Annotated in this window: 20 protein-coding genes and 1 tRNA gene; 11 read left to right on the forward strand and 10 right to left on the reverse strand. The window is 72.4% G+C overall.

What is annotated here, in order from left to right; genetic code table 11:
- Window positions 1–264: 264 nt before the first annotated feature.
- The 7 genes from ACZ49J_RS00280 to ACZ49J_RS00310 all read right to left on the reverse strand — a co-directional run bounded on the left by ACZ49J_RS00280 (window position 265) and on the right by ACZ49J_RS00310 (window position 6,903).
- Window positions 265–338, reverse strand: a tRNA-Lys gene (locus tag ACZ49J_RS00280).
- A complete protein-coding gene (locus ACZ49J_RS00285; RefSeq protein WP_467454833.1) occupies window positions 329–976 on the reverse strand; it encodes a bifunctional DNA primase/polymerase in 648 nt (215 codons plus the stop codon). The genes ACZ49J_RS00280 and ACZ49J_RS00285 overlap by 10 nt, the downstream gene beginning before the upstream one ends.
- Before the next feature lie 189 nt (window positions 977–1,165).
- Entirely contained in the window at window positions 1,166–1,528 is a 363-nt protein-coding gene (locus tag ACZ49J_RS00290; RefSeq protein ID WP_467454832.1) for a hypothetical protein, read from the reverse strand.
- Window positions 1,529–1,634: 106 nt separating this feature from the next.
- A complete protein-coding gene (locus ACZ49J_RS00295; RefSeq protein WP_467454849.1) occupies window positions 1,635–3,008 on the reverse strand; it encodes an AAA domain-containing protein in 1,374 nt (457 codons plus the stop codon).
- Window positions 3,009–3,031: 23 nt separating this feature from the next.
- On the reverse strand, window positions 3,032–4,651 hold the full coding sequence (locus ACZ49J_RS00300; protein ID WP_467454848.1) for a hypothetical protein: 1,620 nt from the start codon (window positions 4,649–4,651) through the stop codon (window positions 3,032–3,034).
- Window positions 4,652–4,775: 124 nt separating this feature from the next.
- On the reverse strand, window positions 4,776–5,915 hold the full coding sequence (locus ACZ49J_RS00305) for a hypothetical protein (RefSeq protein ID WP_468347441.1): 1,140 nt from the start codon (window positions 5,913–5,915) through the stop codon (window positions 4,776–4,778).
- Window positions 5,866–6,903, reverse strand: a complete 1,038-nt coding sequence (locus ACZ49J_RS00310; RefSeq protein ID WP_467454831.1) for a phosphatase PAP2 family protein — start codon at window positions 6,901–6,903, stop codon at window positions 5,866–5,868. The genes ACZ49J_RS00305 and ACZ49J_RS00310 overlap by 50 nt, the downstream gene beginning before the upstream one ends.
- Before the next feature lie 280 nt (window positions 6,904–7,183).
- Here ACZ49J_RS00310 and ACZ49J_RS00315 point away from each other — a divergent pair, with 280 nt between their 5' ends.
- Window positions 7,184–7,789 (forward strand): histidine phosphatase family protein, encoded by a 606-nt coding sequence (locus tag ACZ49J_RS00315; protein ID WP_467454830.1) that lies wholly within the window; start codon window positions 7,184–7,186, stop codon window positions 7,787–7,789.
- A gap of 22 nt (window positions 7,790–7,811) precedes the next feature.
- Here the strand turns inward: ACZ49J_RS00315 and ACZ49J_RS00320 are convergent, their stop codons facing one another.
- A complete protein-coding gene (locus tag ACZ49J_RS00320; RefSeq protein WP_467454828.1) occupies window positions 7,812–9,245 on the reverse strand; it encodes a hypothetical protein in 1,434 nt (477 codons plus the stop codon).
- 344 nt (window positions 9,246–9,589) lie between these two features.
- Between ACZ49J_RS00320 and ACZ49J_RS00325 the strand changes: the two genes are divergently transcribed.
- Window positions 9,590–9,958, forward strand: coding sequence for a hypothetical protein (locus ACZ49J_RS00325; protein ID WP_467454827.1), 369 nt, complete (start codon window positions 9,590–9,592; stop codon window positions 9,956–9,958).
- Between the two features lie 58 nt (window positions 9,959–10,016).
- Window positions 10,017–10,886, forward strand: coding sequence for a spermidine synthase (locus ACZ49J_RS00330; RefSeq protein ID WP_467454826.1), 870 nt, complete (start codon window positions 10,017–10,019; stop codon window positions 10,884–10,886).
- Between the two features lie 47 nt (window positions 10,887–10,933).
- Here the strand turns inward: ACZ49J_RS00330 and ACZ49J_RS00335 are convergent, their stop codons facing one another.
- The gene (locus ACZ49J_RS00335) at window positions 10,934–11,467 is read right to left on the reverse strand and encodes a hypothetical protein (RefSeq protein ID WP_467454824.1); all 534 of its coding nucleotides are present in this window, start codon (window positions 11,465–11,467) and stop codon (window positions 10,934–10,936) included.
- A 127-nt stretch (window positions 11,468–11,594) separates the two neighbouring features.
- On the opposite strand from ACZ49J_RS00335, the gene ACZ49J_RS00340 reads away from it, so the two are divergent.
- Together ACZ49J_RS00340 and ACZ49J_RS00345 are read left to right on the forward strand one after the other, a co-directional pair.
- Entirely contained in the window at window positions 11,595–12,299 is a 705-nt protein-coding gene (locus ACZ49J_RS00340; RefSeq protein ID WP_467454823.1) for a response regulator transcription factor, read from the forward strand.
- Window positions 12,296–13,717, forward strand: coding sequence for a HAMP domain-containing sensor histidine kinase (locus tag ACZ49J_RS00345; protein WP_467454822.1), 1,422 nt, complete (start codon window positions 12,296–12,298; stop codon window positions 13,715–13,717). Before ACZ49J_RS00340 ends, ACZ49J_RS00345 begins: the two co-directional genes overlap by 4 nt.
- A gap of 12 nt (window positions 13,718–13,729) precedes the next feature.
- Here ACZ49J_RS00345 and ACZ49J_RS00350 read toward each other — a convergent pair whose 3' ends face one another.
- Window positions 13,730–16,279, reverse strand: coding sequence for an AMP-binding protein (locus ACZ49J_RS00350; protein ID WP_467454820.1), 2,550 nt, complete (start codon window positions 16,277–16,279; stop codon window positions 13,730–13,732).
- Between the two features lie 373 nt (window positions 16,280–16,652).
- Here ACZ49J_RS00350 and ACZ49J_RS00355 point away from each other — a divergent pair, with 373 nt between their 5' ends.
- The 6 genes from ACZ49J_RS00355 (at window position 16,653) to ACZ49J_RS00380 (ending at window position 23,816) form a co-directional block, all read left to right on the forward strand.
- Entirely contained in the window at window positions 16,653–17,702 is a 1,050-nt protein-coding gene (locus ACZ49J_RS00355) for an iron ABC transporter substrate-binding protein (protein ID WP_467454819.1), read from the forward strand.
- A gap of 167 nt (window positions 17,703–17,869) precedes the next feature.
- Window positions 17,870–19,354 (forward strand): ABC transporter permease, encoded by a 1,485-nt coding sequence (locus ACZ49J_RS00360; RefSeq protein WP_467454845.1) that lies wholly within the window; start codon window positions 17,870–17,872, stop codon window positions 19,352–19,354.
- Complete coding sequence (locus ACZ49J_RS00365) at window positions 19,351–20,394, forward strand: ABC transporter ATP-binding protein (protein WP_467454818.1); 1,044 nt, start codon at window positions 19,351–19,353, stop codon at window positions 20,392–20,394. The genes ACZ49J_RS00360 and ACZ49J_RS00365 overlap by 4 nt, the downstream gene beginning before the upstream one ends.
- Before the next feature lie 244 nt (window positions 20,395–20,638).
- The gene (locus tag ACZ49J_RS00370) at window positions 20,639–21,952 is read left to right on the forward strand and encodes an ABC transporter substrate-binding protein (protein WP_467454817.1); all 1,314 of its coding nucleotides are present in this window, start codon (window positions 20,639–20,641) and stop codon (window positions 21,950–21,952) included.
- Window positions 21,952–22,932, forward strand: a complete 981-nt coding sequence (locus ACZ49J_RS00375) for a carbohydrate ABC transporter permease (protein ID WP_467454816.1) — start codon at window positions 21,952–21,954, stop codon at window positions 22,930–22,932. The genes ACZ49J_RS00370 and ACZ49J_RS00375 overlap by 1 nt, the downstream gene beginning before the upstream one ends.
- The gene (locus ACZ49J_RS00380; RefSeq protein ID WP_467454815.1) at window positions 22,929–23,816 is read left to right on the forward strand and encodes a carbohydrate ABC transporter permease; all 888 of its coding nucleotides are present in this window, start codon (window positions 22,929–22,931) and stop codon (window positions 23,814–23,816) included. Before ACZ49J_RS00375 ends, ACZ49J_RS00380 begins: the two co-directional genes overlap by 4 nt.
- Window positions 23,817–23,834 lie beyond the last annotated feature (18 nt).

Below are 23,834 nucleotides of genomic sequence, written 5' to 3' on the forward strand. Positions count from 1 at the left end.
GCCGTCCTGCGGGTCTCGTTTCTCGCCCTGGGGGTTCGCCGGTCTCCGGTGTCCGTCCTGCGGGCCTCGCTTCTCACCCTGGGGGTGCGCCTTGCCTCCGGCGTCCGCCCCGCGCGGCCCTCACCTCTCAGCCCACGGTCCCCCCGCCTCCGCCGATGGGGGTGTGGGTGGCGAAGCCCCCACAACGCGCGGCGAAGCCGCGCAAAAACAACGATGGCGAGGCCGGTTCGCGCTTTCCGCGAACACGCCTCGCCATCGCCATCGTGCGCCGCCAGGGACTCGAACCCCGGACCCGCTGATTAAGAGTCAGCTGCTCTAACCAACTGAGCTAGCGGCGCCTGCTGACGTCGTAGACCTTAGCACCCTGATCGGCGGGAGGAAAAATCGATATCCGCACGGCCGAAGAGGCCGCGGAACGGGCCGCGCGGACGGCCGCCCACAGCAGAACCTCGGGTCCGGGAAGCCAGGGGGCGCGGGTGCCGGGGGCGACGAGCCAGCGGCTCGCGAGCCGGTCCGAGGGGGTGCTCTCGGGCTCAGACCGCAGGGCCGGAACGGTCACCGCGTCACCGGCCCCGTGGCACAGCAGCGGCGGCACGGCCCCCGTCCTGCCGGGCGAGCCCCACTCCTCCCACGCCATGAGCGAGGGCAACCGCTGGGCGGTACCGGGCGAGGCGAACAGGAGTATGCGCCCCCGGTGCGCGGCCACGGGCCCCGAGCCCGGGCCGTCGTCCCACAGCCGGTCCAGCATCCGCCGCCCGAAGAGCGTGGGCACGCTGACGACATCGAACGCCGTGCCGCAGGGCAGGACGACCGGCGCGCCGGGCCGTTCCTCCCACAGCGTGAGCGTGCTGCGCGGATACGTTCCTGCCGAGGCAAGCCAGGCCGCCCCCTCCGAGGTGACCTCCGAGACGGTCGAGGCGGTGCTGCCCGGAGCGTCGGTGTCGTCGGGGATGCGGTGGTGGGGGCGCGCGCTCACCGAACGATTCTGCGGATGAGTGTGCTTGCTCATGCCGTACAGATCTACCGGCGGTGAGCGCCCGATTCCGAAGGGTTGCCGGAAATCGGGACAGTGGGTACGCGAGTGGGGTATCTTCCCGCCCGGCATATGCCAGCGTCGTAGCCGAGGGTCATGGGTTCGCGTTGTGAGCCGGCCTTCGGCCCTCGCTCACAGCACCTCGGGGCCCTGCCCGTCCCGCCCCCGCATCAGGTCCCGGCCGAACTCGACCATCTTCTTCGCGTAGTCCTCGGTCCACTCGGCCCGCTCGGCGATGTCCGCCGTGGTCAGCCGGTCGAAGCGGCGCGGGTCGGCGAGCTGGGCGGCGGCGATCGCCTGGAACTCCACGGCCCGGTCCGCCGCGGCGCGGAACGCCTGCGTCAGCTCCGTCGCACGGGCCAGCAGCGCCCGCGGGTCGTCCATCGACTCCAGGTCGAAGAAGTGCTCCGGGTCGGAGGCCGCCTCCGCGGGCTCGAAGAGCAGGGGCGCGGGGCGTAGCCGCGGTTCGTTCCGACGCGGCGTGGGCTCCGCCATGTCTTCTCCTCCTCGTACGGGTCCGGTGGCCTCCTGGGGGTGGGCCACCGTCCATTGTCTCCCGCCCACGCAAGTGGGCCTCGAACCACAGCCGTGGCACCCAGGCTCAGGGCCGCCAGGACACCCGGTGCCGCGCCAGGTGCGACAACACCGCGTGGTTCGCCTCCCAGCCGTCCGGGAACTTCACCGTGACCCCGAGCTGGACCGGCTCCGTCGACGGATGGTCGTCCAGGAGCTCCGGGACCCCCTCCCGGCAGACCACGATGCACGCGTGCCGGTGCCGGGAGGCCAGCACGCACAGCCGTCCCGTCTCCAGGTGGAACGCGGTCGCGTCCGGGCGGCCGGACAGCGGGTGCAGGACCACCGTCACGTCGTACTCGCGGCCCTGCAACCGGTTCGCCGTGTCCACGACCACGTCGGTGACCCCCAGGGCGGCCAGCGCGGACCGGACCGACGCGGCCTGGTCCCGGTGCGCCGTGCCGACGGCGATCCGGTCGGCGGTCAGCGGCACGGGCTTGTCCGACCGCTCGGAGACCGCCGCGCCGCCCCGGTCCAGCAGCCGCCGTACGACCCGCGCGACCGCCCGCACCGCCTCCGGGTCGGTGCGGGGCGTGTGCCGGGCGGGGAGCTCCAGCAGGCCCCAGCCCGCCTGCGCCGCCTCGTCGATGACCCGGTCCGGGCCGGAGCCGTCCGACGGGACGGCGAAGGTGAGCCCCCGGTCGCCGTGGTCCGTGCCGCTGCGGAAGGGCGTGTACGGGTAGAAGGCGTCGGAGACGAGGGGCGCCGCGGACGCCGGCAGCCGCCACGACACCGGCAGACGGTGCTGCGGCAGCTCCGGGTTGTGGGCCAGCAGTGTCGTGACCGCCGAGGCCGACGGGTCGTACGACAACCCCGCCCACTGCTCGCTGCCCACGATCGCGAACGGGTCCAGCTGCCCCGGGTCGCCCACGAACAGCGCCCGCTCGAACAGCCCCGCCACGGCCAGCAGCGCGTCCGACCGCATCTGGTACGCCTCGTCGACGATCGCGTGCCCCCACGGCTCGACGCCCTTGACGTGGGCCCACTTGGCGGCCGTCGAGATCACGACGTCGAGGCCCGCGAGGTCGGCCGCCTTGGCCGACTTGCGGACGTTGGGCAGGTCGTCGAGTGCCTTGTCGTACGGGTCGGTGTCGCTGCTGTGCAGCCGGCCGACCGGCAGTTCGGCGTCCTTCTCCGCCAGCCTCAGCACCAGGTCGTCGACCTGGGCGTTCGTCTGCGCGATGATCATCAGCGGGCGTCCGGCGGAGGCTAGTTCGAGCGCGGCGCGCACGACCAGGGTCGACTTCCCGGCGCCGGGCGGCGAGTCGACGACGACTCCGCGGTGCGTGCCGTGCAGGGTGTCACGCAGGATCGCGTCGGTGGCCCGGCCCGCCGCGGCGCCTGGATCGAACACCGAGCCGGCCGTCGCGGCCGGGACCGCGGTCTCGGCCTCGGTCCCGATCTCGGTCTCGGTCTCGGTCTCGGTCACAGCAGGTCCTCTTCGGTCGGCGGATCCGGCTGCTCCGGCAGCGGTACGGCATCGGGCTCGCCCGGCGGGCCGCCGTGGGTCCACGGGGTCTCCTCCGGGTCGGGCAGCTTCGCGCCGCCCCGCTGGTCGTGCTCGAAGAGCGTGAAGCAGACGCGGTCGCCCTTCTCCGGCACCGAGCCCTCCTCCGGCTCCTTGCCGCGGCCCATCTTGTCGACGATCCGCAGTACGACGAGATCGGCGTGGTCGCCTCCCTCGGGCCCGTCGTACCCGACGAACTCGGCGGCCTGCGGCTTTCCGCCCAGCGAGCGGTACACCTTCGTGCGCTCCCCGAGGTGCGGCCGGTCGTCCGTGCGGACCGTGACGAGGGGGCGGGGGCTGGGCCGCTTGCCCTCGCTGTACGCCATCACCACGTCCGTGACCTCGCCCGCGAAGGCCTCCCCGGCGAGGCGGCGGCCTGCCATGACGAGCGGGTCGTCGAGGGCTTCCTGGGCGTCGAGACGGGCCTGTTCGCGCTCGCGCGTGGCCAGCTTGTTCGCCGCGGTGACCGCGTCGTCGCGGCGCGGCTGCGGGGGTTCGCCGGCGACGACCCGGTCCCGGTGGCCGGTGAACGACCAGCGGTCGCGGGTCCACCGGTCGGCGACATGGGCGCCCTCGGGCAGCGTCCGCAGGAGGTCCAGGCCGTGCCACACCGCGTCCCAGGTGGGGCGGGTGCGGCTCTCGACCAGGGCGCGGATCTCCCGCTCGGCGGCGGTGAGGTCACCGAGCCGGTCGTCCGCCTCAAGGCCGTCCTCGGCGGCGGCGAGCGCGGACCGCGCGCGGTCGTAGCGCTCGATGGCCGGGGCGAGCAGCTTGTTGTCGAACGCCGGGTCGGTGGCGGGGCCGGCCGACGGATACAGCAACTGGCCGTCGGCGTCGCGCGCGAGCTCCGCCCGCCGCGCCGCCGCGTCGCCCGACTCTCCCTCCGGGGGGTCGATCCAGGCGAGCAGTGCCCCGAGGTGCTGGTCCTCCAGGCTCGACTGCCCGGTGGCCCAGTGCCGCGTCAGCAGGTCGGTGGCGGCGAGGAGGAGCGAGGAGCCGGGCACACGCGCCCGCTCGCCGAAGTGCGTGAACCAGCGCCCGAGCAGCGGCACCCGGGGCGGTGCCGGGTGGGGCGCCTCCGGCTCCTGCTCGGCGGTGCGCCGGAACCGCATGGAGCGCCCGAGCAGCCGTACGAAGTCGATGCCCGTGCGGCTCGGCACGATCAGCTGCGGGGCGTCCGCGCACAGGTCGACCTCGACCTTGACGCGCTTGCCGGTCTCCGGGTCGGTCTCGCTGCGCTCGGCCGCCTCCACGACGTCGGCGTAGGCGTCCACGTACGGCAGGACGATGTCCGCGAGTTCGGCGAGGAACGCGAACCGCAGGTCCCGGTCCCGTGGCTGCGGTACCACGAGCAGCCGGGGCGCGTCCCGGTCCGTGCCGACGAGCGCGCCGAGCGGGGCCCCGGCCTCACCGGCGGTGATGAGCGGCACGAAGACGAGCGGCCGCTCGGACAGGTGCCGGTGCCGGACGGTGGCGGCGGGCTGGGCGCGGCCGGAGCGGACGGCCTCAAGCCGGGACAGAGTCGCGATCAGGGACATGGGGTGCTGCCCTTCCGGCGGGCGGCCGCCGACGTGCTGGTGCTCGGCAGGACGGCTCTTGATACGGCGGCCCTTGGTACGGCGGCCCTCCATGCGACGGTCCGGAGCCGAGTGAGCCGTGCGGTCAGTGACACGGGGCACCCTCCCGGCGGGCGGCGGCGCCCAGGGCCTCCGCCCGCAGCTCCGCGGCCCTGCGCAGGGCCGCCACCGCGGGATCCTCGGGGTCGCCCGCCGTGCCGTGGGCCGCCGCCAGGACGTCGTCCACCGTCGTCAGGTTGCCGAGCTCGGCCCGCAGCGAGCGGCCCAGGGACGTCACCGCGCCCTCCTCGCGGGAGCGGGTCCGGCAGTGGAAGGCCAGCTCACAGGCGGCGAGGCACTCGGGGGCGTACGTCGCGGGGAGCGCCTCGACGGCCGCGGCCAGCTGCTCCTGGGGGAGGTCGGGAGCGAAGCAGGTTCCCTCGGGGAGTGCGTCGGCGATCTCCTCGATGCGGGTCAGGCGGGCCAACTGCCTGCGTGTGACCGCCCGCTGCTTGCGGACGTCCACCGCGGCGGCCGTCGGCAGGTTGGTGAAGTCCTTGGGGCAGACCAGCAGTACGCGGTGGCGCACCTCGGGTGCCGGATCGAGCCTGGCCGCGACCTCCTCCAGTGCCAGCACGTACACGGCGGACTGCCGGGCGGCGGCGCCCACCTTCGCCGGGTCCGCGGAACCGTCCAGCATCGGGAAGGACTTGATCTCGACGACCGTCCACGTCCCGTCCGGGTGCACCACCACCGCGTCCGGCTCAAGGAAGGCGGGGGAGCCGGCCACGTCGAGCGCCAGCATGGGGTGGTCGAGGAGTGCCCAGCCGCCGGACGCGGAGGCCTCGCGCAGCGCCAGTGCCGTACGGGCCGCGCGTCCCTCAGGGCCGATCGCGGCGAGGTCGGGGACGGCCGCGTCGGCGGGCGGCTCGGCGGAGGAGTCAAGACTCTCGTGCACCAGGCGCAGCAGCTCCGCGCCGCCGTCCGCCTTGACCCGCGCCTCGAACGCGTTGCCCCGCATGAAGGCGAACTGCGACATGCCGAAGGCGGAGGGGGAGCCGAGCGCGCTCGCCAGCGCCGTCTTGTTGACACCCGCCCCGTCGAGGAGCGCGCGTCGTCTGCAGCCCGGGTTCGCGGCGAGGGCCGCGAGGGCACGGGCGTCCAGCGCCTTGGGCGGGACCTCGGGTCCGCGCAGCTCAGCGAGCCGGTGCCGGAGCGCCGCCCCCCGCGTCCGTGGGGGCGGCACCCGGCTCGGCTCCTGAGGTGCGCTGCCGTGGAATTCGCTCACCCGTGGAAGTCTGGCATCCGCCACTGACAATCGGGGCACCTGTGCCCACAGACGCGTCCGGGACAGAGGAGAACCGACCGGCGTAGCTCCCGGCGAACCGACCGGCGTAGCTCCCGGCGAACCGCCCGGCGAGCCGCCCCGCGAGGGCCTCGCCGGGCGTCCCCTCGTACCGCTCCCTGAGCCCTGCCCACATCCGGTCCGCGAGCCGCAGCACCAGCGGTGTCAGCAGCAGGCCGACTCCCATCACGGCGGCGCCCGCCACCGCGTCGAGGAAGTAGTGGTTCGCGGTGCCCATCACGACGATCGTGGTGATCAGCGGATACGCGACGGCCGCGACCCGGGTGGCGCGCGTGCGGCCGTACCGCCAGAGGATCACGCCGCACCACAGTGCCCAGCCGACGTGCAGGCTCGGCATCGCCGCGTACTGGTTCGTCATGCCGCCCAGGCCGCGCGGCGCGCTGGCCTCGCCGCCCCACCAGCCCCACGAGCTGTAGTACGCCATGGTGTCCACGAAGCCGTGTGCGGGGGAGAGGAGGCGGGGCGGGCAGGTCGGGAAGAGGGTGAAGCCGACCAGCCCTATGAGGGTGGACGTCATCAGCCAGGTGCGGGCCGCGCGGTAGAGCGTGCTGCGGGACCTGAAGAGCCATATCAGGAGCGCGGGTGTGACCAGGTAGTGCAGGGAGGCGTACCAGAAGTCGGCGGGTATGCCGAGCCAGGGTTCGCGGGTGAACAGACGGTTCAACGGGTGTTCGGCGTTGAGCCACACGGCCTTCTCGACGCGCAGGATGGCCAGGCCGTGGTCCACGGCGGTGGTGACGTCGCCGCGGGCGAGGAGCCGGCCCGCCGAGTACAGCGCGTACACGAGCACGAGCAGCGGCAGTTCGGTCCACCAGCGGAGCCGTATGTGCGATGCCACCTCGGTACGCGATGCATCGGACTGCGGCATCCGATCGCCCTCCCCCATCTGCGATGTGTGGCCCCTGGCCACTGCGTCAGGTGGCCCGCCAGATTTTACGGTGTATACGAGTGCCCTCTCGGGGCGCCTCATGTGTTCCTCGACCACCATTGCGGCGTCTGGTTGTCGAAGACGCAGAGATCGCCCGCGGGGTTGCCCCGTGCAAGCGTGCGCGATGATGGGACGATCCGCCTCCGATTTCTCGGAGCGGGTCCGGGGACGCGGCCGTACGTCCCCCGACCCGCTCGGCTCCTGGAAAGGTCCCTTCCTCATGGCACCGCGCATCCTGCTGGCCCGGCACGGCCAGACCGCATGGTCACTGGCCGGGCGGCACACCGGCAGGACGGACGTGCCGCTGATGGACGAGGGCCGGCGCGGCGCGAAACTGCTCGGTGAGCGCCTGAACCGGTCGCCCCTGGACGGACTCCCCGACGCCGAGGTCCGTACGAGCCCCCTCTCCCGTGCGCGTGAGACCTGCGAACTCGCCGGCTTCGGCGACCGGGCCACCGCCTGGGACACCCTCCTGGAGTGCGACTACGGCGCGTACGAGGGCCTCACTCCGGCCGAGATCCAGGCCGTACGCCCCGGCTGGCTCATGTGGCGTGACGGTGTTCCCGAGGGCGAGACCCTGGAGCAGATCTCCGCGCGCGCGGACGAGGTGGTCGACTGGGCCCGCTCGGCCGACCGCGGGGGCCGTGACGTGCTCCTCTTCGCGCACGGTCACATCCTGCGCTCCATAGCCGCCCGCTGGCTGGGCCAGGACATCGGCTTCGCCGCCCGTATCCGCCTGAATCCCACGTCGCTGTCGGTGCTGGGCTGGGCCTACGGGGAACCGGCGATCGAGTCGTGGAACGACACGGGGCACCTCTCCGCGTAGCCACGCGCAAGGGCCGACGCCGTCACACCGTGCGCGGCAGCGCCGCGTGCCGTTCCAGGAACGCCGACACCCCGGACGCGCGCCGGTGCGGCAGCAGCACCCTGGCCGTGCCCGCGAGCATCGTCTGGATGCGGGAGGACTGCACCTCGTCGAGCAGGTCGAGGACGTCCATTCCGGCCGCGGCCGCCTCGTCGGGACGCCCTCCGCGCGCGAGGTCGTCGGCGAGCTCGGCCGTGTAGAGGGCGATGTTGCGCGTGAAGTGCGGATCCTGGAGGCGGGCGGCGCGCCGGGCGTGCCGGGCCGCGCGCGTCCAGTCACCCAGCGCGGACCAGCACTGCGCCTCCAGCCCCTCCAGTTCGGCCTCACCGTAGAAGGTCATCCACTCCGGGTCGGCGTCCGACGGACCCCGTTCGTACAGGGCCTGCGCACGGGCCAGCGCCTGCTCGCAGCCGGTGCGGTCGGTCAGCCCGGCCCAGCCCCCCGCCTCCCTGAGCGCGAGCAGCGACATCAGCCGCGGCGAGCCCAGCGGCCGGGCCACCCGCTGCGCGGCCTGCGCCGCCCGCACCGCCTCACGCGGACGGCCCGCGTCGCGCGCGAGGAACGCCGTGTTGCAGAACGCGTGTGCCTCAAGGCCCGGGTCCCCCGACATCCGGGCCGTCGCGAGGGCCTCCGCGTAGTGCGAGCGCGCGTCGTCGAAGCGGCCCGAGTCGTGCGCGAGCCACCCCACGGAGATGGCGAGCTCCCCGGCCCCCGCGTACAGCCGGTCCGTCGTGGCCTGCCGGGCCGCGCCCGCGTCGAGCAGCGCGTACGCCGTGCGCAGCGGTGCCGCGGCCCTGCGGTACAGCCCGTCCGCGCCGTGCCGGTCGTCCAGCAGCCGGATCCTGCGTACCGCTTCCTCGAGCTCCCCGGCCTCGGACGTGCCCACCCGGCGCACGGGCCGCCCCGCCGCGGCGGCCGCTCCGCCGAGCGTCAAGGGGCCCAGTGAGACGGCCGCCACAGTGGCGGTACCGCCGGTCATGAATGCGCGACGCTGCACGTCGCTCTCCTCGTGGTTCTGGTGTGTTTCTTGCGTGTCATACGGCTCACACGCACCTTGCGTTTCATGCAGGGCGTACGACGGGCTCTCGGTGCGCGCGGAGGAGCCCTCCTTCATGGCGCGCGCCCCCCGGCCGCGTACCACGGAACGAGGAGCGAACCCCAGGTCGGCCAGTGTCCGGCCGGGGAACATGTGCAGGAACACCCGTTCGTACGCGTAGTTGGGGCAGCGGATCTCCCCCGACTCGACCCGCCCGACGTACCGCGCGTCACAGCTCACTCGCTCGCCGATCTCACGCGCGGCCCGCCGCACCGCGGCCGCGAACTCGCCCGGCGAACGCTGCCCGCGCAGCTTCCGGAAGGCGAGGTTCGGCCGCGGTGGCCGCGGGGACTGGGACGAGGTCACCGATGACGACGCCATGGGCGGGCCCTCTCTTGCGAACCGTCGAACCGTGCCGGATCCGCAGGGGTTTGTCCGTGTGGTGCACGGTTGGTTCCCTGTGTCCGGCGGGGCACGAACGTACTAGCCCGGCGGGTGCCGCCACGCGAGGTTTGGCTACAAACCGGATATCTCATGCTGGATCCGCCATGAACTGCCATCCTTTGCGGCGCACTTCGGCCGTTGCCGTTGACGATCCCGCGCGTTGGACAACACGGACTCGCGTTGGACACAACAGGGACTCGCGTTGACGACACGGACCGGGAACCGTCCGAACTCCCGAGTCCCCGCTCGCTGGAGGAGGGCCCCAAGTGGTGGAGGCCGGGATGCCACGCATCGAACCGTGCGACCTCGTGACCGTGCCCGCCCGGCAAGGGCTGGAGGCGGTCGACATCCTCCGCCGCGGTGCCCTCGACGCCACGGGCCCCCTCCCACCCGCGGTGGGCCCGGTGCTGCACGACGACGGCTGCGACACGCTCGGCTTCCTCGTCCCGCCCGGCACCGCCGACGCCTGGGACGTCCCCGGCAGCACGTGCACGCAGTCCGACGGCCAGGCAGCGGTCCTCGCCCCCGAGGAGGGCTCCGCCTGGCTGCTCCCGCCCGGTGAGGCCGACCTCGCGACCGACCCGGCGGCCCTGCGCGCGGCCCTCGGCGAGGCGGCCCGGCTGATCGCGGCGGCGGACAACCGCCGGTAGCACCCGCGCCTGCCCCGGTGCTGAGCCGCCGCTTCCGAAGACCGTCGATAATGGCCGGATGGGCAGGTCACGGAAGTCGCGGCGCGATCAGGCGGCCGCCGAAGCCGTCGTCGAGACGGTGGACGGCGGGCTCGCCGAGCTGATACCCGACCGGGACCGGGCGCGCGCCTGGACCCTGCTCATAGACGGCGCCCCGCAGTCGCACGTCGACCTCGACGACCCGGCGTACCTGTCCTTCGAGTACCAGCGCCGCCTCGGCCACGTCATCGACCTCGCCGCCCCGCCCGGCCGACCCGTGCACGCCGTGCACCTCGGTGGCGGCGCCTTCACCCTCGCCCGGTACGTCGCCGCCACCCGCCCGCGCTCCACCCAGCAGGCCGTCGAACGTGACGCCGCGCTCGTCCAACTCGTCCGCCGCGTACTGCCGCTGGACCCGGGCGCCCGGATCCGGGTGCGGTCGGTCGACGCGCGCGACGGGCTCGCCAAGGTGCCCGACGGGTGGGCCGACCTGGTCATCACGGACGTGTTCAGCGGAGCGAGGACTCCGGCGCACCTGACGTCCACGGAGTTCCTCGCCGACGTCCGAAGGGCCGTCAAGCCCGGCGGCTGGTACGCCGCCAACCTCGCCGACGGCCCGCCGCTAGCCCACCTGCGCGGCCAGATCGCCACCGCCGGGGCCGTCTTCCCCGAGCTCGCGCTGGTCGCCGACGCGGCCGTGCTGCGGGGCAAACGGTTCGGCAACGCCGTCCTCGTGGGCTCCGACCGGCCGCTCCCCATCGCCGAACTCACCCGCCTAGCCGCCTCCGACCCGCACCCCGCGAGGGTCGAACACGGCAGGACGCTCACCGACTTCACGGGCGGGGCGGCTCCGGTGACGGACGCGGCGGCGGTGGCGTCACCGGCACCGCCGCCGTCGGTGTTCCGCTGACGGCCGCCTGCCTGTCAGCAGTTCTTTGCTGTCGGTGGTTCTCGGCGTCAGTAGTTCTCGACGGACACACGCGGCGCGCTGTCGTGCCACGTGCAGAACACCGTCGCCCGGTCCGCCCCCGAGGCGAACTCCACCCGGATCCATGTCTCCGTCTTCCAGACCTGCATCGACCAGTCGGAGCCGGGCGTCGCGGAGACGAGCGTCGCGTAGGTGCTGTTGAGCGAGAAGACGACGCGGCCGCCTTCCGTGTCATAGCTCCTGATCCGGCCCGAGGCGGACGGACTCGGCGACGAGCCGGCCTTCTTGGCGGGCGACGGGGTCGGGGACGCGGTCGGTGACGGTGTGTTCGGGCGGTTCTTCCGCGGCTTCCCGTCGCCGCTCGCCGACGGCCCGGGGCGCGTCGTGGCCGGGGCCAGCGCCTGTGCGCCCGGGCCGGACGCGTCGTCGGCCGTGATCGGCAGGGCGCGCGGGGGGTCGTACGCTGTGCCCGCCATCACCGTGTGGACACCCCACCACGACAGCGTGACCGCCGCGCCCGTGGCGAGCAGCCAGGCCAGTACGTGGACGAGTCCTCTGCGCATCGCGGCCATACTGCACCACGAGCCCCGGGAGTGTCCTGCGTTGCCCCGGACACCCCTGGGCCGACGGGTCCGGGAAGTTATCCACAGGCCCCAACCGGCGCTGCCCGTTTGGCGTACGGTGCGGCGCATGGCAAGTGTGCTCGTGGTCGAGGACGACCAGTTCGTACGCTCGGCGCTGATCCGGCACCTGACCGACGCCTCGCACACCGTGCGCAGCGTCGGTACGGCACTGGAGGCGCTGCGCGAGGTCGCCCATGTCCGTTTCGACCTGGTGATCCTGGACCTCGGACTGCCCGACCTGGACGGGTCCGAGGCCCTGAAGATGCTGCGCGGGATCACCGATGTGCCAGTGATCGTCGCCACCGCGCGGGACGACGAGACGGAGGTCGTCCGGCTGCTGAACGCGGGCGCGGACGACTACCTGACCAAGCCGTTCTCGGTCGAGCACCTGTCCGCGCGCATGGCGGCGGTCCTGCGCAGGGCCCGGTCGGGCGCCGGTGACGTGCCGCCGTCGACGGTGATCCGGGTCGGAGGCCTCGCCATCGACCCTCGGCGCCGCGAGGCCGAACTGGACGGCATACGGCTCGACCTGACCCGGCGTGAGTTCGACCTCCTCGCGTTCCTCGCCGGACGGCCCGGGGTGGTCGTGGCCCGCAAGGAGCTGCTCGCGGAGGTCTGGCAGCAGGCGTACGGGGACGACCAGACCATAGACGTCCATCTGTCGTGGCTCAGGCGGAAGCTGGGTGAGACGGCGGCCAGGCCGCGCTATCTGCACACCCTTCGCGGGGTCGGCGTGAAGCTGGAGCCGCCTGAGCCGGAGCGATTGCCATGAGGTGGGCGCTGGTCAAGGTGTGCCTGGCGGTGACCGCGATGGTCGTGATCGCCTTCGCCGTGCCCCTCGGCCTGGTCATCAGGGAGCTGGCCCGCGACCGGGCGTTCTCGAACGCCGAGCGGGAGGCGGCCGCGGTCGCGCCCGCCCTGTCCATCACCACCGACCGGGACCAGTTGGAGCGTGTCGTGGCCTCCGCGGGCTCGGACGACGGGATGGCCGTGCACATACCTGCGGGCGACGGCGAGCGGGCCGTCGACCTCGGCCGGCAGCGCGCCCTGGACGAGGATGTCGCCACCGTCCGCAGACTGGGCCGCGCCTCCACCACCGAGGTGCCCGGCGGGTTCACGCTGCTCCAGCCCACCGCGATCGGCTCCGGCGCGATAGCGGTCGTCGAGGTGTACGTACCCGAGGCCGAGGTCGGCCAGGGCGTGGGTACGGCGTGGGCCGTGCTCGCCGGAGTGGGGATCGCGCTGATCGTCGGCTCGGTCGCGGTGGCCGACCGGCTCGGTGTCCGCATGGTCAAGCCGGCGCGGCGCCTCGTCGAGAGCGCACACGACCTGGGGGAGGGGAAGCTGGGGGCGCGTGTCCCCGAGGAAGGGCCGAAGGAACTGCGGCTGGCGGCGAAGGCGTTCAACTCGATGGCCGACCAGGTGGTCCAACTACTGGCGAACGAGCGCGAGTTGGCGGCCGACCTGTCCCACCGGCTGCGGACACCGCTGACCGTGCTGCGGCTGAACGCGGCCTCGCTGGGCGACGGTCCGGCGGCCGAGCAGACCAGGGCCGCGGTGGAGCAACTGGAGCGCGAGGTCGACACGATCATCCGTACGGCGCGGGAGGCCAAGCCGCAGACGGCGGCGCCCGGCCCCGGTGCGGGCTGCGACGCGGCGGAGGTCGTCCGTGAGCGCATGGCGTTCTGGTCGGCCCTCGCGGAGGACGAGGGGCGCAAGGTGCGGGTCGCGGGAGTGGAGCGTCCCGTCCGCATACCCGTCGCCCGCGCCGACCTGGCCGCCGCGCTCGACGCCCTGCTCGGCAACGTCTTCCGGCACACGCCAGAGGGCACGGCCTTCGCGGTCGACGTGCACAACGGGGAGGACGCGGTGATCGTGCTGGTGTCCGACGCGGGCCCCGGGGTACCGGACCCCGAGGCGGCGATGGCGCGCGGACGCGGCTCCGGCAGCGACGGCTCGACCGGGCTCGGCCTGGACATCGTGCGGCGGCTCGCCGAGTCGACGGGCGGTGATGTGCGGATCGGCTCGTCGGTGCTGGGCGGGACCGAGGTGCGGATCTGGATCCAGTTGGACGGCGGCACCCGGACACCACTCGGCCGAGGGCACCGCGGGGCGATGCGGCGCCGCGGAACCTCACGCCTGGTCTCGACTCTCCACCGCTCCCGATCCCGTCCGCGCCCCCTTCCCTGAGAGCGCTCCGCCTCACAGCCGCCGCACCAGCCGGTTCGCCACGGCCGCGTATCCGACGCCGACCAGCAGGGAGGCGAAGAGGGCCATGACCGGGAAGTCGTCGCGGAGGTACGGATAGACCTGGAAGTGCGTCAGGTAGATGTAGAGCGAGCTGCTCGCCAGCAGCCCCGCCGCCTTGTTGAGCGGGCCGAGGCTCGGGAGCGTCGGCACCCAGATCAGCAGGGTCAGGCCGGCCACGACGGTGGCCGTGCGGAGGAGTTGGTCGCCGAACAGGCCCGGTGTGGTGAGAGCCAGGGCGGCCGTCAGCAGGGCGCGCTGCCGTGTCGTGGTCGCCCGTGCGGCGGCCCAGCCCAGGGCGAACAGCCAGAACACCACGGTGGGGCCCAGGTGGTAGCGGGCGGGAGCCAGTCCCGGCAGGTCGTAGCGGCCGATCAGACCGATCGCCATGAGCGCCAGGGGCACACCGAAGGCGTACCGGCGCTCCAGCCGGTCCAGCCGCGGTATCGCCATCAGGGCACCCAGCACGACCAGGAAGCAGATCAGGGCCTCGACGAACCAGTAGTGCCACTCGTGGCGTTCGGTGCCCTGGTCCAGGACGCTGTTGAGTAGCACGGCGTTGGCCGGGTCGTACAGGCCGGTCAGCAGGACGGCACCGGTGATCCACACCATGCTCGGTACGGCGATGCGGGCGACGCCGCGCCACAAGTGCCGCAGACGCTCGCGGCGTCCGGCGGCGGTCAGGTGGAAGCGGGCGAAGTTGAAGCCCGCCACCCCGATCAGGATGTGGGCGCTGCCCTGGAGGGAGAAGACGGGGATGTGGGAGCCGACGATGAGGACGATCCCGACGGCCCGCAGGGCGATGCCGGTCTCCAGGGAACGGCGGACGCGGTGGACGCGGTGATGGCGCTGCCAAGGGCGCCGGCGCGCCGCGGGCGACTTCGTCTCCTGCGCTTGGGATTGTGCCAGCGCCTGTTCGCGGGCTTGTGCCCGCGCCCGTTCACGCGCCGGTCGGCGGCGCAGCTCGCGGATCGGGCGCGTGTGCCAGTCGGCGGGCAGGGTGCCGAGTACGGCCTCCAGGCGCAGGGACATCTCCACGTAGCAGAGCGAGTCGCCGCCCAGGCTCACGAAACTGCTGTCCTCGGTGGCGTCCGGGCGGTCGAGTATCTCGGCGTACAGGGCGCGCAGGTCCTCGTCGGGGAGCGGCGGTTCCGCCGGCGCCGGGCGCGCCAGGCGGCGTACCGCTTCGTAGTCGGGCTTGCCCGTGGCGAGCCGCGGCAGTTCGGGGAGGACGCGGACGCGCACCGCGCGGGCCGGGAGCCCGCAGTCCCGCGTGACCAGCCGCCGGATCCGGGCCTCCTCGTCGTCCACGCCGCCCCGCGTCACCACCGCGAGCGCGTCACCGTCCCCCGCGCAGTACGCCGTCACCCCGTGCCGCTCCAGCAGGGCCTCCACGCCCTGCGGGTCGATGCGCAGGCCGAGTATCTTCGCGAAGCGGCTGCGGCGGCCGACGATCTCGTACAGTCCGTCGGGCGCCCGACGGGCGAGGTCGCCCGTGTGCAGTTCCTGGACGGTGCGGCCGAGGGCGAGGTCCGCGGGGCTCTCCGCGTACCCGAGCATCACGTTCGGCCCCGAGTAGACGAGTTCGCCGACTCCCGCACCGTGCCCGTCCACCGGATCCAGCCGGAACGACCCACCAGGGATCGGTACGCCCACGGCCTGGGGGCGCTCCGCGGCCAGCCGCGGCGGAAGGTACGCCATACGGGCCGTCGCCTCGGTCTGGCCGTACATCACGAACAGGTCCCAGCCGGAGCGGCGCCCCAACTCGGCGTAGTGCGCGACGCGTTCGGGTGCCAGTCGGCCACCCGCCTGGGTGACGCGGCGCAGGTGCGGCAGTTCCATGTGCGCGAAGCCGACGCGGTCGAGCAGGTCGAAGGTGTACGGGACTCCGGCCAGTGAGGTGCCGCGGGCCGCGCGGAACTCCTCCCAGAAGGCGGCGTCCGACACCGACCGGTCGGTGAGGAGCAGCGCCGCGCCGCTCAGCAGGTGGCTGTGGACGACCGACAGGCCGTAGCAGTAGTGCATGGGGAGGGTCGTGGCCGTGCGGTCGGTGTCGGAGATGCCGAGGTAGGCGGCGATGGACTCCGCGTTGGCCTGCACGTTCTCGTGGGAGAGCCGCACCAGCTTGGGCGACCCGGTCGAACCGGAGGTGCTCAGCAGCAGGGCGAGGTCCGGGTGGAGGGTGTGGGCGCCGGCGTCCCGCCGCTCGTGCAGGGTCCAGATGCCGCGGCCGTCCGCCCGGGCCACCACGGCCGGGTCGTACGCGGCGGTCAGGGACCCGATCGTGCTGTCGCTGTCGCCGGGGACCAGGAGGACGGGGTGGCCCGAGGCGAGGGCCGCGAGGTGGACGACGAGCGCGTCGGGGTTGTTGGCCCCTGCCAGCAGCACCAGTCGGCGTACGGGGCCCAGGCGTTCGGCGGTGGCGGCGACGCGCTCGGCGAGCTCCCGGTAACTGATGTGTCCGGTCGGGGTGATGAGGGCGACGCGGTCGCCGTGTGCGGCCAACGCGCGTGCGAACGGCACTCCGTGCGGACGTGGGGGGCGCTCACCGGGCGGCTGTACGCGCGACGGTCGCGGCCCGGCGGACGGGTGCGACCGCGGGTGCGACCGCGGGTGCGGGTGCGGAGCCGGGAGGCGGTGCGGGGCCGGGACACCCGAGGGCACGGCAGACGGAACGGGGAGTGGCTCGGGCGGCGAGATCACGGGCGCGCAACCTTTCTGCGGCAGCGTCCGCAAATAGCACAGACCCCTTGACGCTTAGGCAAGGTTTACCTTATTCATAGCATGTTCACAGCTGGCTTGAAAGCATCGCTTCGCCGCTCGCTGCCGACGACGCGAACTGCGGTGTTCCGGCGAGCCATGGAGGAAAGGCACAGATATGCGACGCCCCCTGGCTGGCCGAATCACCGCGATCGTCGCGGCCGGTCTGCTCTTCCCCGTCCTTGCCGCCTGCGGCTCCGACGACGACAAGAGCGGCTCGGAGGCGGGCGGCGACTCCCCACTCGTCATCTACTCCGGGCGCAACGAGAAGCTGGTCAAGCCGATCCTCGACAAGCTGGAGAAGGCCGTCGGCACCGAGGTCGAGGTGCGCTACGGCGACAGCGCCGAACTCGCCGCGCAGATCCTGGAGGAGGGCGACCGCACCAAGGCCGGGCTGTTCTTCTCCCAGGACGCCGGAGCTCTGGGCTCCCTCTCCAAGGAGGGCATGCTGCAGAAGCTCCCGCAGTCCTCCCTCGACGAGGTGGACGAGGCCTACCGGAGCGGCGAGGGCGACTGGGTGGGCCTGTCCGGGCGGGTCCGCGTCATCGCCTACAACCCCGGCGAGGTCAGCGAGGACGAGGTCCCCGACAGCGTCCACGACGTGGTGAAGCCCGAGTGGAAGGGCAAGGTCGGCTTCGCGCCCACGAACGCCTCCTTCCAGGCCTTCGTGACCGGCATGCGCGTCCTCGAAGGCGACGACGTCACCCGGAAGTGGCTGACGGACCTCAAGGCCAACGGCGCGAAGACCTACGCCCACAACCTCGCGACCCTGGACGCCATCGAGGCCGGCGAGGTCTCCCTCGGCCTGGTCAACCACTACTACTGGTACGAGCGCGTGGCCGAGAAGGGCGAGGACAAGGTCGACGCCGAGCTGCACTTCCTGCCCGGCGAGGACCCCGGCGCGCTCATCAACGTCGCCGGCGTCGGCGTCCTGAAGGACAGCGGACAGGGCGAGGCGGCGCAGAAGGCCGTCGACTACCTGCTGTCCAAGGAGGCGCAGACCTACTTCGCCGACACGACGAAGGAGTACCCGCTGGCCGCGGGCGTCACCAGCACCGTCGAAGGACTGCCGCCGTTCGACTCCCTGGAGGCCCCCGACATCGACCTCGGCGAACTGGACTCCCTCCAGGAGACCCTGGCCATGCTCCAGGACGTCGGACTGGTCTGACGGTCGTGCCCACATCGCAGTCCGGGCGCCCCGACACGAGCAACAAGGCGCCCGGCGCACGTCAGCCCTGTACGGGGAACAAGTCCCGCGCGGGGAACAGGCCCCGTACGGGAGGCAGTTTCCGTGCGGGAAACCGTTCCCGCGCGCGAAACAGGCCACCCCTCGTCCTGCTCGTCCCCGCCTGTGCCGCGGCCCTCTTCGCCCTGCTCCCGCTCGGCTACCTCGCCGTCCGCGCCCTCGAACGCGGGCCCGGCTACGCCTGGGACGTCGTCGCCGACGAGCGCACGCTCGGCCTCCTCGGCCGCAGCCTCGGCCTCACCGTGGTGGTCGTCGCCGCCTGCCTCGTCCTGGGCGTCTCGCTGGCCTGGCTGACCGTGCGCACCGCCCTGCCCGGCGCCCGCGCCTGGTCGGTGCTGGTCACCCTGCCGCTGGCCGTACCGAGTTACGTCGCGGCCTTCACCTGGCTGTCCGCCGAGCCCGCGCTCGCCGGCTTCGGTGGCGCCGCGCTCGCGCTGACCCTGGTGAGCTTCCCGTACGTGCACCTGCCGGTCGCCGCCGCGCTGCGGGGCATCGACCCGGCGCAGGAGGAGGCCGCCCGCTCGCTCGGGCACGGCCCGCTGGGCACTTTCCTGAGGGTCACGCTGCCCCAGTTGCGCCCCGCTGCCGCGGGCGGTGCCCTGCTCGTCGCGCTGTACGTGCTCTCCGACTTCGGCGCGGTCTCCCTCATGCGGTACGACACGTTCACACGTGCGATCCACACCTCGTACCGCGCCTCCTTCGACCGCACCCCGGCAGCCGCCCTCAGCGTCGTGCTGGTGGTGATGACCGTGGCGCTGGTCGCGGCGGAGGCCCGTACCCGCGGCCGGGCGGGACACGCGAGGACCGGAACCGGCACCGCCCGCCCGGCCGTCGCGCGCCCGTTGGGCCGGTGGAGGCCGCTCGCCCTGCTGTGGTGCGCGGCCGTGGTCGCCGTGGCCGTCGCCCTGCCCCTCGGCACCCTCGGGTACTGGCTCACCGCCGGCTCCTCGGCCACCTGGGATCCGGCCGGCCTCGTGGACACCGCGTGGACCACCCTCACGGTCGCCGCCGCGGGCGCCGCCCTCACCACGGCCCTCGCGCTGCCGGTCGGGGTGATCGCCGCCCGGTACCGGGGCCGCGGCGCTCGGCTGCTGGAGCAGGCGGCGTACGCGGGGCACGCGCTGCCCGGCATCACGGTCGCGCTGTCGCTCGTCTTCTTCGCGGTCCGCTACGCCTACCCGCTCTACCAGCGGCTTCCGCTGCTGGTCTGCGCCTACGCGGTCCTGTTCCTGCCCGTCGCGGCGGCCGCCACCCGGGCCGCCGTGCTCCAGGCGCCGCCCGTGCTGGAGGACGTGGCCCGCTCGCTGGGCCGGCGGCCGTGGCAGGTGCTGCGCGAGGTGACGGTGCCGCTGGCCGCGCCCGGGGTGGCGGCGGGGGCGGCCCTGACGTTCGTCGTCTGCATGAAGGAACTGCCGGCCACGCTCCTCCTGCGCCCCACCGGCATGGACACCCTGGCCACCCGGCTGTGGACCGAGACCGGCGCCGGTTCGTTCGCGGCGGCCGCCCCCTACGCGGCCGCGCTGATCCTGCTGGCCGCCGTCCCCTCCTACCTCCTGGGAAGGCACCGCCCATGAACGAGCTCCACGTCGAAGGACTGGCCAAGTCGTACGGAGCGGGGGAGCCGGTGCTGCGCGGCCTCGACCTCACCGTGCCGTCCGGCTCCCTGGCCGCCGTTCTCGGCCCCTCCGGCTGCGGAAAGACGACGCTGCTCCGGATCGTCGCCGGCTTCCTGCACGCCGACGCGGGCACGGTCCGGCTGGGCGACCGGACCCTGACCGGCCCGGGCACCCGGCTCCCGCCCGAGCGCCGCCGTATCGGCATCGTGCCCCAGGAGGGTGCGCTGTTCCCGCACCTGAGCGTGGCCCGCAACGTGGCTTTCGGGCTGCGGGGCACCGACCGGACGCAGCGGCGCCGGCGCACCGAGGAGATGCTCGACCTGGTGGGTCTGGCCGGGTACGGCGACCGCATGCCGCACGAACTGTCGGGCGGCCAGCAGCAACGCGTCGCCGTCGCCCGGGCGCTGGCTCCGCGGCCTCAGCTGGTGCTGCTGGACGAGCCGTTCAACGCCCTGGACAGCGCGCTGCGGGCGGGGGTGCGGGCGGACGTGCGGTCCGCGCTGCGGGCGACCGGGGCCACGGCGGTCCTGGTCACCCACGACCAGCAAGAGGCCCTGTCCGCCGCCGATCTGGTCGCCGTCGTGCGGGAGGGCCGGGTCGCCCAGTGCGCCGCGCCGCAGGACCTCTACCGGCGTCCCGCCGACACCTGGGTGGCGGGCTTCGTCGGCGACGCGGTCCTCCTGCCCGGCGAGGTCGCCGCCGACGGCACGGCCCGTACCGCACTGGGCGGCGTCGCCCTGCTCGCCCCGCCCGCCGGCGTCCGCGCCGGCACGGTCCTGCTGCGCCCGGAACAACTCCGGCTGACCGGACCGGACACGGAAGGCGCGGTCCGGGGTACGGTGAGCGATGTGTGTTATTTCGGACACGATGCCCTGGTCGTGGTGCGTGTTTCCGGCCATGACGCACCGGTCGGTGTCCGAGTCTCGGGTCCTCTCTCGGTCCGGCCGGGCGAGGAGACGGGCATCCGGATCACAGGTGAGGCGACATTGCATCCGTAGGCAGGCAGCGGCGACGGGTTGTTGGATCAGGGGGTGCACGCGCTGTGCACCCCCTGATCGTTTACCAGAAGGTTCCCTGAACGCGTCGATTACGTTTCGACAACCGAGCTGTCCGACTCTTGACGCGTGACGGGATATGGGGCTGTTATTGCGCCACGATGTTCGGTCAAGTTGATTTCTGGTCGTTTTCGATCAGTCTCAATGTCGCCCATCCTCTGGCCGAACCCTGCCCCAGGAGGCGTTCATGCACCACCTCACACCCTCCGGTCTCTCCGCCCCGGACCCGAGCCGCCGCACCCTGCTGCGCGGTATCGGCGGTGCCGCCGCCCTCGGCGCGGGCATACCCCTGCTGTCCGCCTGCGGCGGCAGCGGTTCGTCCGCCTCCGACTCGAAGACCGTCACCCTCGGCTCCAACGCGTCGGACGCGGTGCCGAAGAAGGCGTTCGCGGACGTCTACGCGGCCTTCCAGAAGCAGTCCGGGATCACCGTGAAGGTGAACACCAAGGACCACAACACGTTCCAGGAGCAGATCAACTCCTACCTCCAGGGCACGCCGGACGACGTGTTCAACTGGTTTGCCGGTTACCGCATGCAGTTCTTCGCGAAGAAGGGCCTCGCCAGCCCGATCGACGACGTGTGGGAGAAGATCGGGGGCAACTTCCCCGAGGCGATGAAGAAGCTCAGCAAGGGCGAGGACGGCAAGTACTACTTCGTGCCGCTGACCACGTACCCGTGGGCGCTCTTCTACCGCAAGAGCGTCTTCGAGCAGCACGGCTACGAGGTCCCCACCACCTGGGACCAGCTGGTCGCCCTGTGCAAGCGGATGAAGAAGGACGGCCTGGTCCCGATCGCCTTCGGCGACAAGGACGCCTGGCCGGCGATGGGCACCTTCGACCAGATCAACTTCCGCGTCAACGGCTACGACTTCCACGTCGAGCTGATGGCGGGCAAGGCCTCCTGGACCGACGCCAAGGTCAAGGCCGTCTTCGACCACTGGTCCGAGCTGCTGCCCTACCACCAGGACGGCTTCATGGGCCGCACCTGGCAGGACGCGGCCCAGACCCTGGTGTCGAAGAAGGCCGGCATGTACCTCCTGGGCACCTTCGTGGCGCAGCAGTTCACCAACAAGGCGGACCTGGACGACCTCGACTTCTTCGCCTTCCCGGAGATCAACTCCGCGTACGGCCAGGACACCGTCGAGGCGCCGACCGACGGCTTCATGGTCAGCAAGTCCCCGAAGAACCACGACGGTGTCGTGAAGCTGCTGGAGTACCTGGGCACCCCGGCGGCCGAGGAGCTCTACCTCAAGGGCGACCCGAGCGTGGTGGCCGCCTCCGACAAGGCCTCCACCTCCGCGTACTCGCCGCTGCAGAAGAAGGCGTTCGAGATGATCGCGGGCGCCAAGAGCCTCACCCAGTTCATGGACCGCGACTCGCGGCCGGACTTCACCTCCACCGTGATGCAGCCCGGTCTGCAGAAGTTCCTGCAGAACCCCAAGGGCGTCGACAGCCTGCTGTCCTCGATCGAGCGCCAGAAGAAGACGATCTTCGCTGCCTGATGGCCTCCGAGACGACCACGAAGAGCCCGGAGGCGGCCGCCGTGCCGTCTCCGGGCACCACGCCCGGGAAGAAGCGGGTTGCGCGGGGCCACCAGCGCCTGCTGACCCGCCGTGACCGGATCACGCTCGCCTTCATGGCGGGCGTGCCCACGGTCCTGCACGTCGCCCTCGTCTGGGTCACCGCCCTCGCCTCGATCGCGCTGGCCTTCACCACCTGGGACGGCATCGGCTTCGACGCGATCAAGTGGGTCGGCCTGGACAACTTCCGGCAGTTGTTCACCGACAACCCGCAGTTCTGGCCCGCCGTCCAGCACAACGTCATCTGGTTCGTCGCGCTCATCCTGATCCCGACACCGATGGGCCTGTTCCTGGCCGTCCAGCTGGACAAGAAGATCCGCTTCTCCCGCGTCTACCAGACCGCGTACTTCCTGCCGGTCGTGGTCTCGCTGGCCGTCACCGGTTTCGTCTGGCAGCTCGTCTACAACCCCGACACCGGCCTGATCAACAGCCTCATCGGGGCCAACGAGCCCGGCCACTACATCGACTGGATCGGCGACCCGGACCTCAACCTGTGGGCCGTCCTGGTCGCCGCGTCCTGGCGGCACACCGGCTACATGATGATCCTCTACCTGGCCGGCCTGAAGGGCGTCGACCCGGCGCTGCGGGAGGCCTCCGCGCTCGACGGCGCCAACGAGTGGCAGACGTTCAAGAACGTCGTCTTCCCCACCCTGCGCCCCACCAACACCGTCGTCCTGGTCGTCACCATCATCGAGGCCCTGCGCGCCTTCGACCTGGTGTTCGTCTTCAACAAGGGCGCCCAGGGCACCGAACTGCTGTCGATCCTGATCACCAACAACATCATCGGCGAGTCCAGCCGCATCGGATACGGCTCCGCGATCGCCGTGGTCCTGCTGGTGATCTCCCTCGCCGTGATCATCCCGTACCTGATCGCGACCTTCCGGAAGGAGCGGCGCGCATGAGCACCGTCACCGGCGTGCACCGGCAGCGCACTCCCCTCCGCCCCGCCCGCATCCTGCTGCACACCTTCCTCGCCGGCACCGCACTGGCCTGGCTCGCCCCGCTGCTGTGGGCAATCTACGCGGCCCTGCGCCCGTACGCGGAGACCAGCGACAAGGGCTACGTGTCCTGGCCGGACAAGCTGACCTTCGACAACTTCACCAACGCCTTCCAGCAGTCCGACATGCTGCACTACTTCGGCAACACGCTGATCATCGCGGTCCCGGCCGTGCTGCTGACGCTGCTGCTGGCATCGATGGTCGCCTTCTACGTCAGCCGCTTCGACTTCCGCCTCAACCTGTTCCTGCTGCTGGTCTTCACCGCGGGCAACCTGCTCCCGCAGCAGGTCATCATCACCCCCCTGTACCGCCTCTACCTGCTCATCGACCTGCCCGGCATCACGATGAGCGGCAAGCTGTACGACTCCGCCCTCGGCCTGGTCCTCATCCACGTGGCGTTCCAGTCCGGCTTCTGCGCCTTCGTGCTGAGCAACTACATGCGGATGCTCCCGCACGAGCTGACCGAGGCCGCCCTCGTCGACGGCGCCTCGGTGTGGCGGCAGTACTGGCAGATCGTGCTGCCGCTGTGCAAGCCCGCGATGGCCGCCCTGGCGACCCTGCTCTCCATCTGGATCTACAACGACTTCTTCTGGGCCATCGTGCTGATCTCCACCGGCGAGAACATGCCGATCACCTCCGCCCTGAACAACCTCTCCGGCCAGTACTTCACCGACCCCAACCTGGTCGCCGCCGGCGCCCTGCTCACCGCGATCCCCACCCTGATCGTCTACTTCCTGCTCCAGCGGCAGTTCGTCAGCGGCCTCACGCTCGGCGCCAACAAGGGCTGACGCCCGCCATGTGAAAGA

Source organism: Streptomyces sp. NPDC030840, from assembly GCF_055572015.1.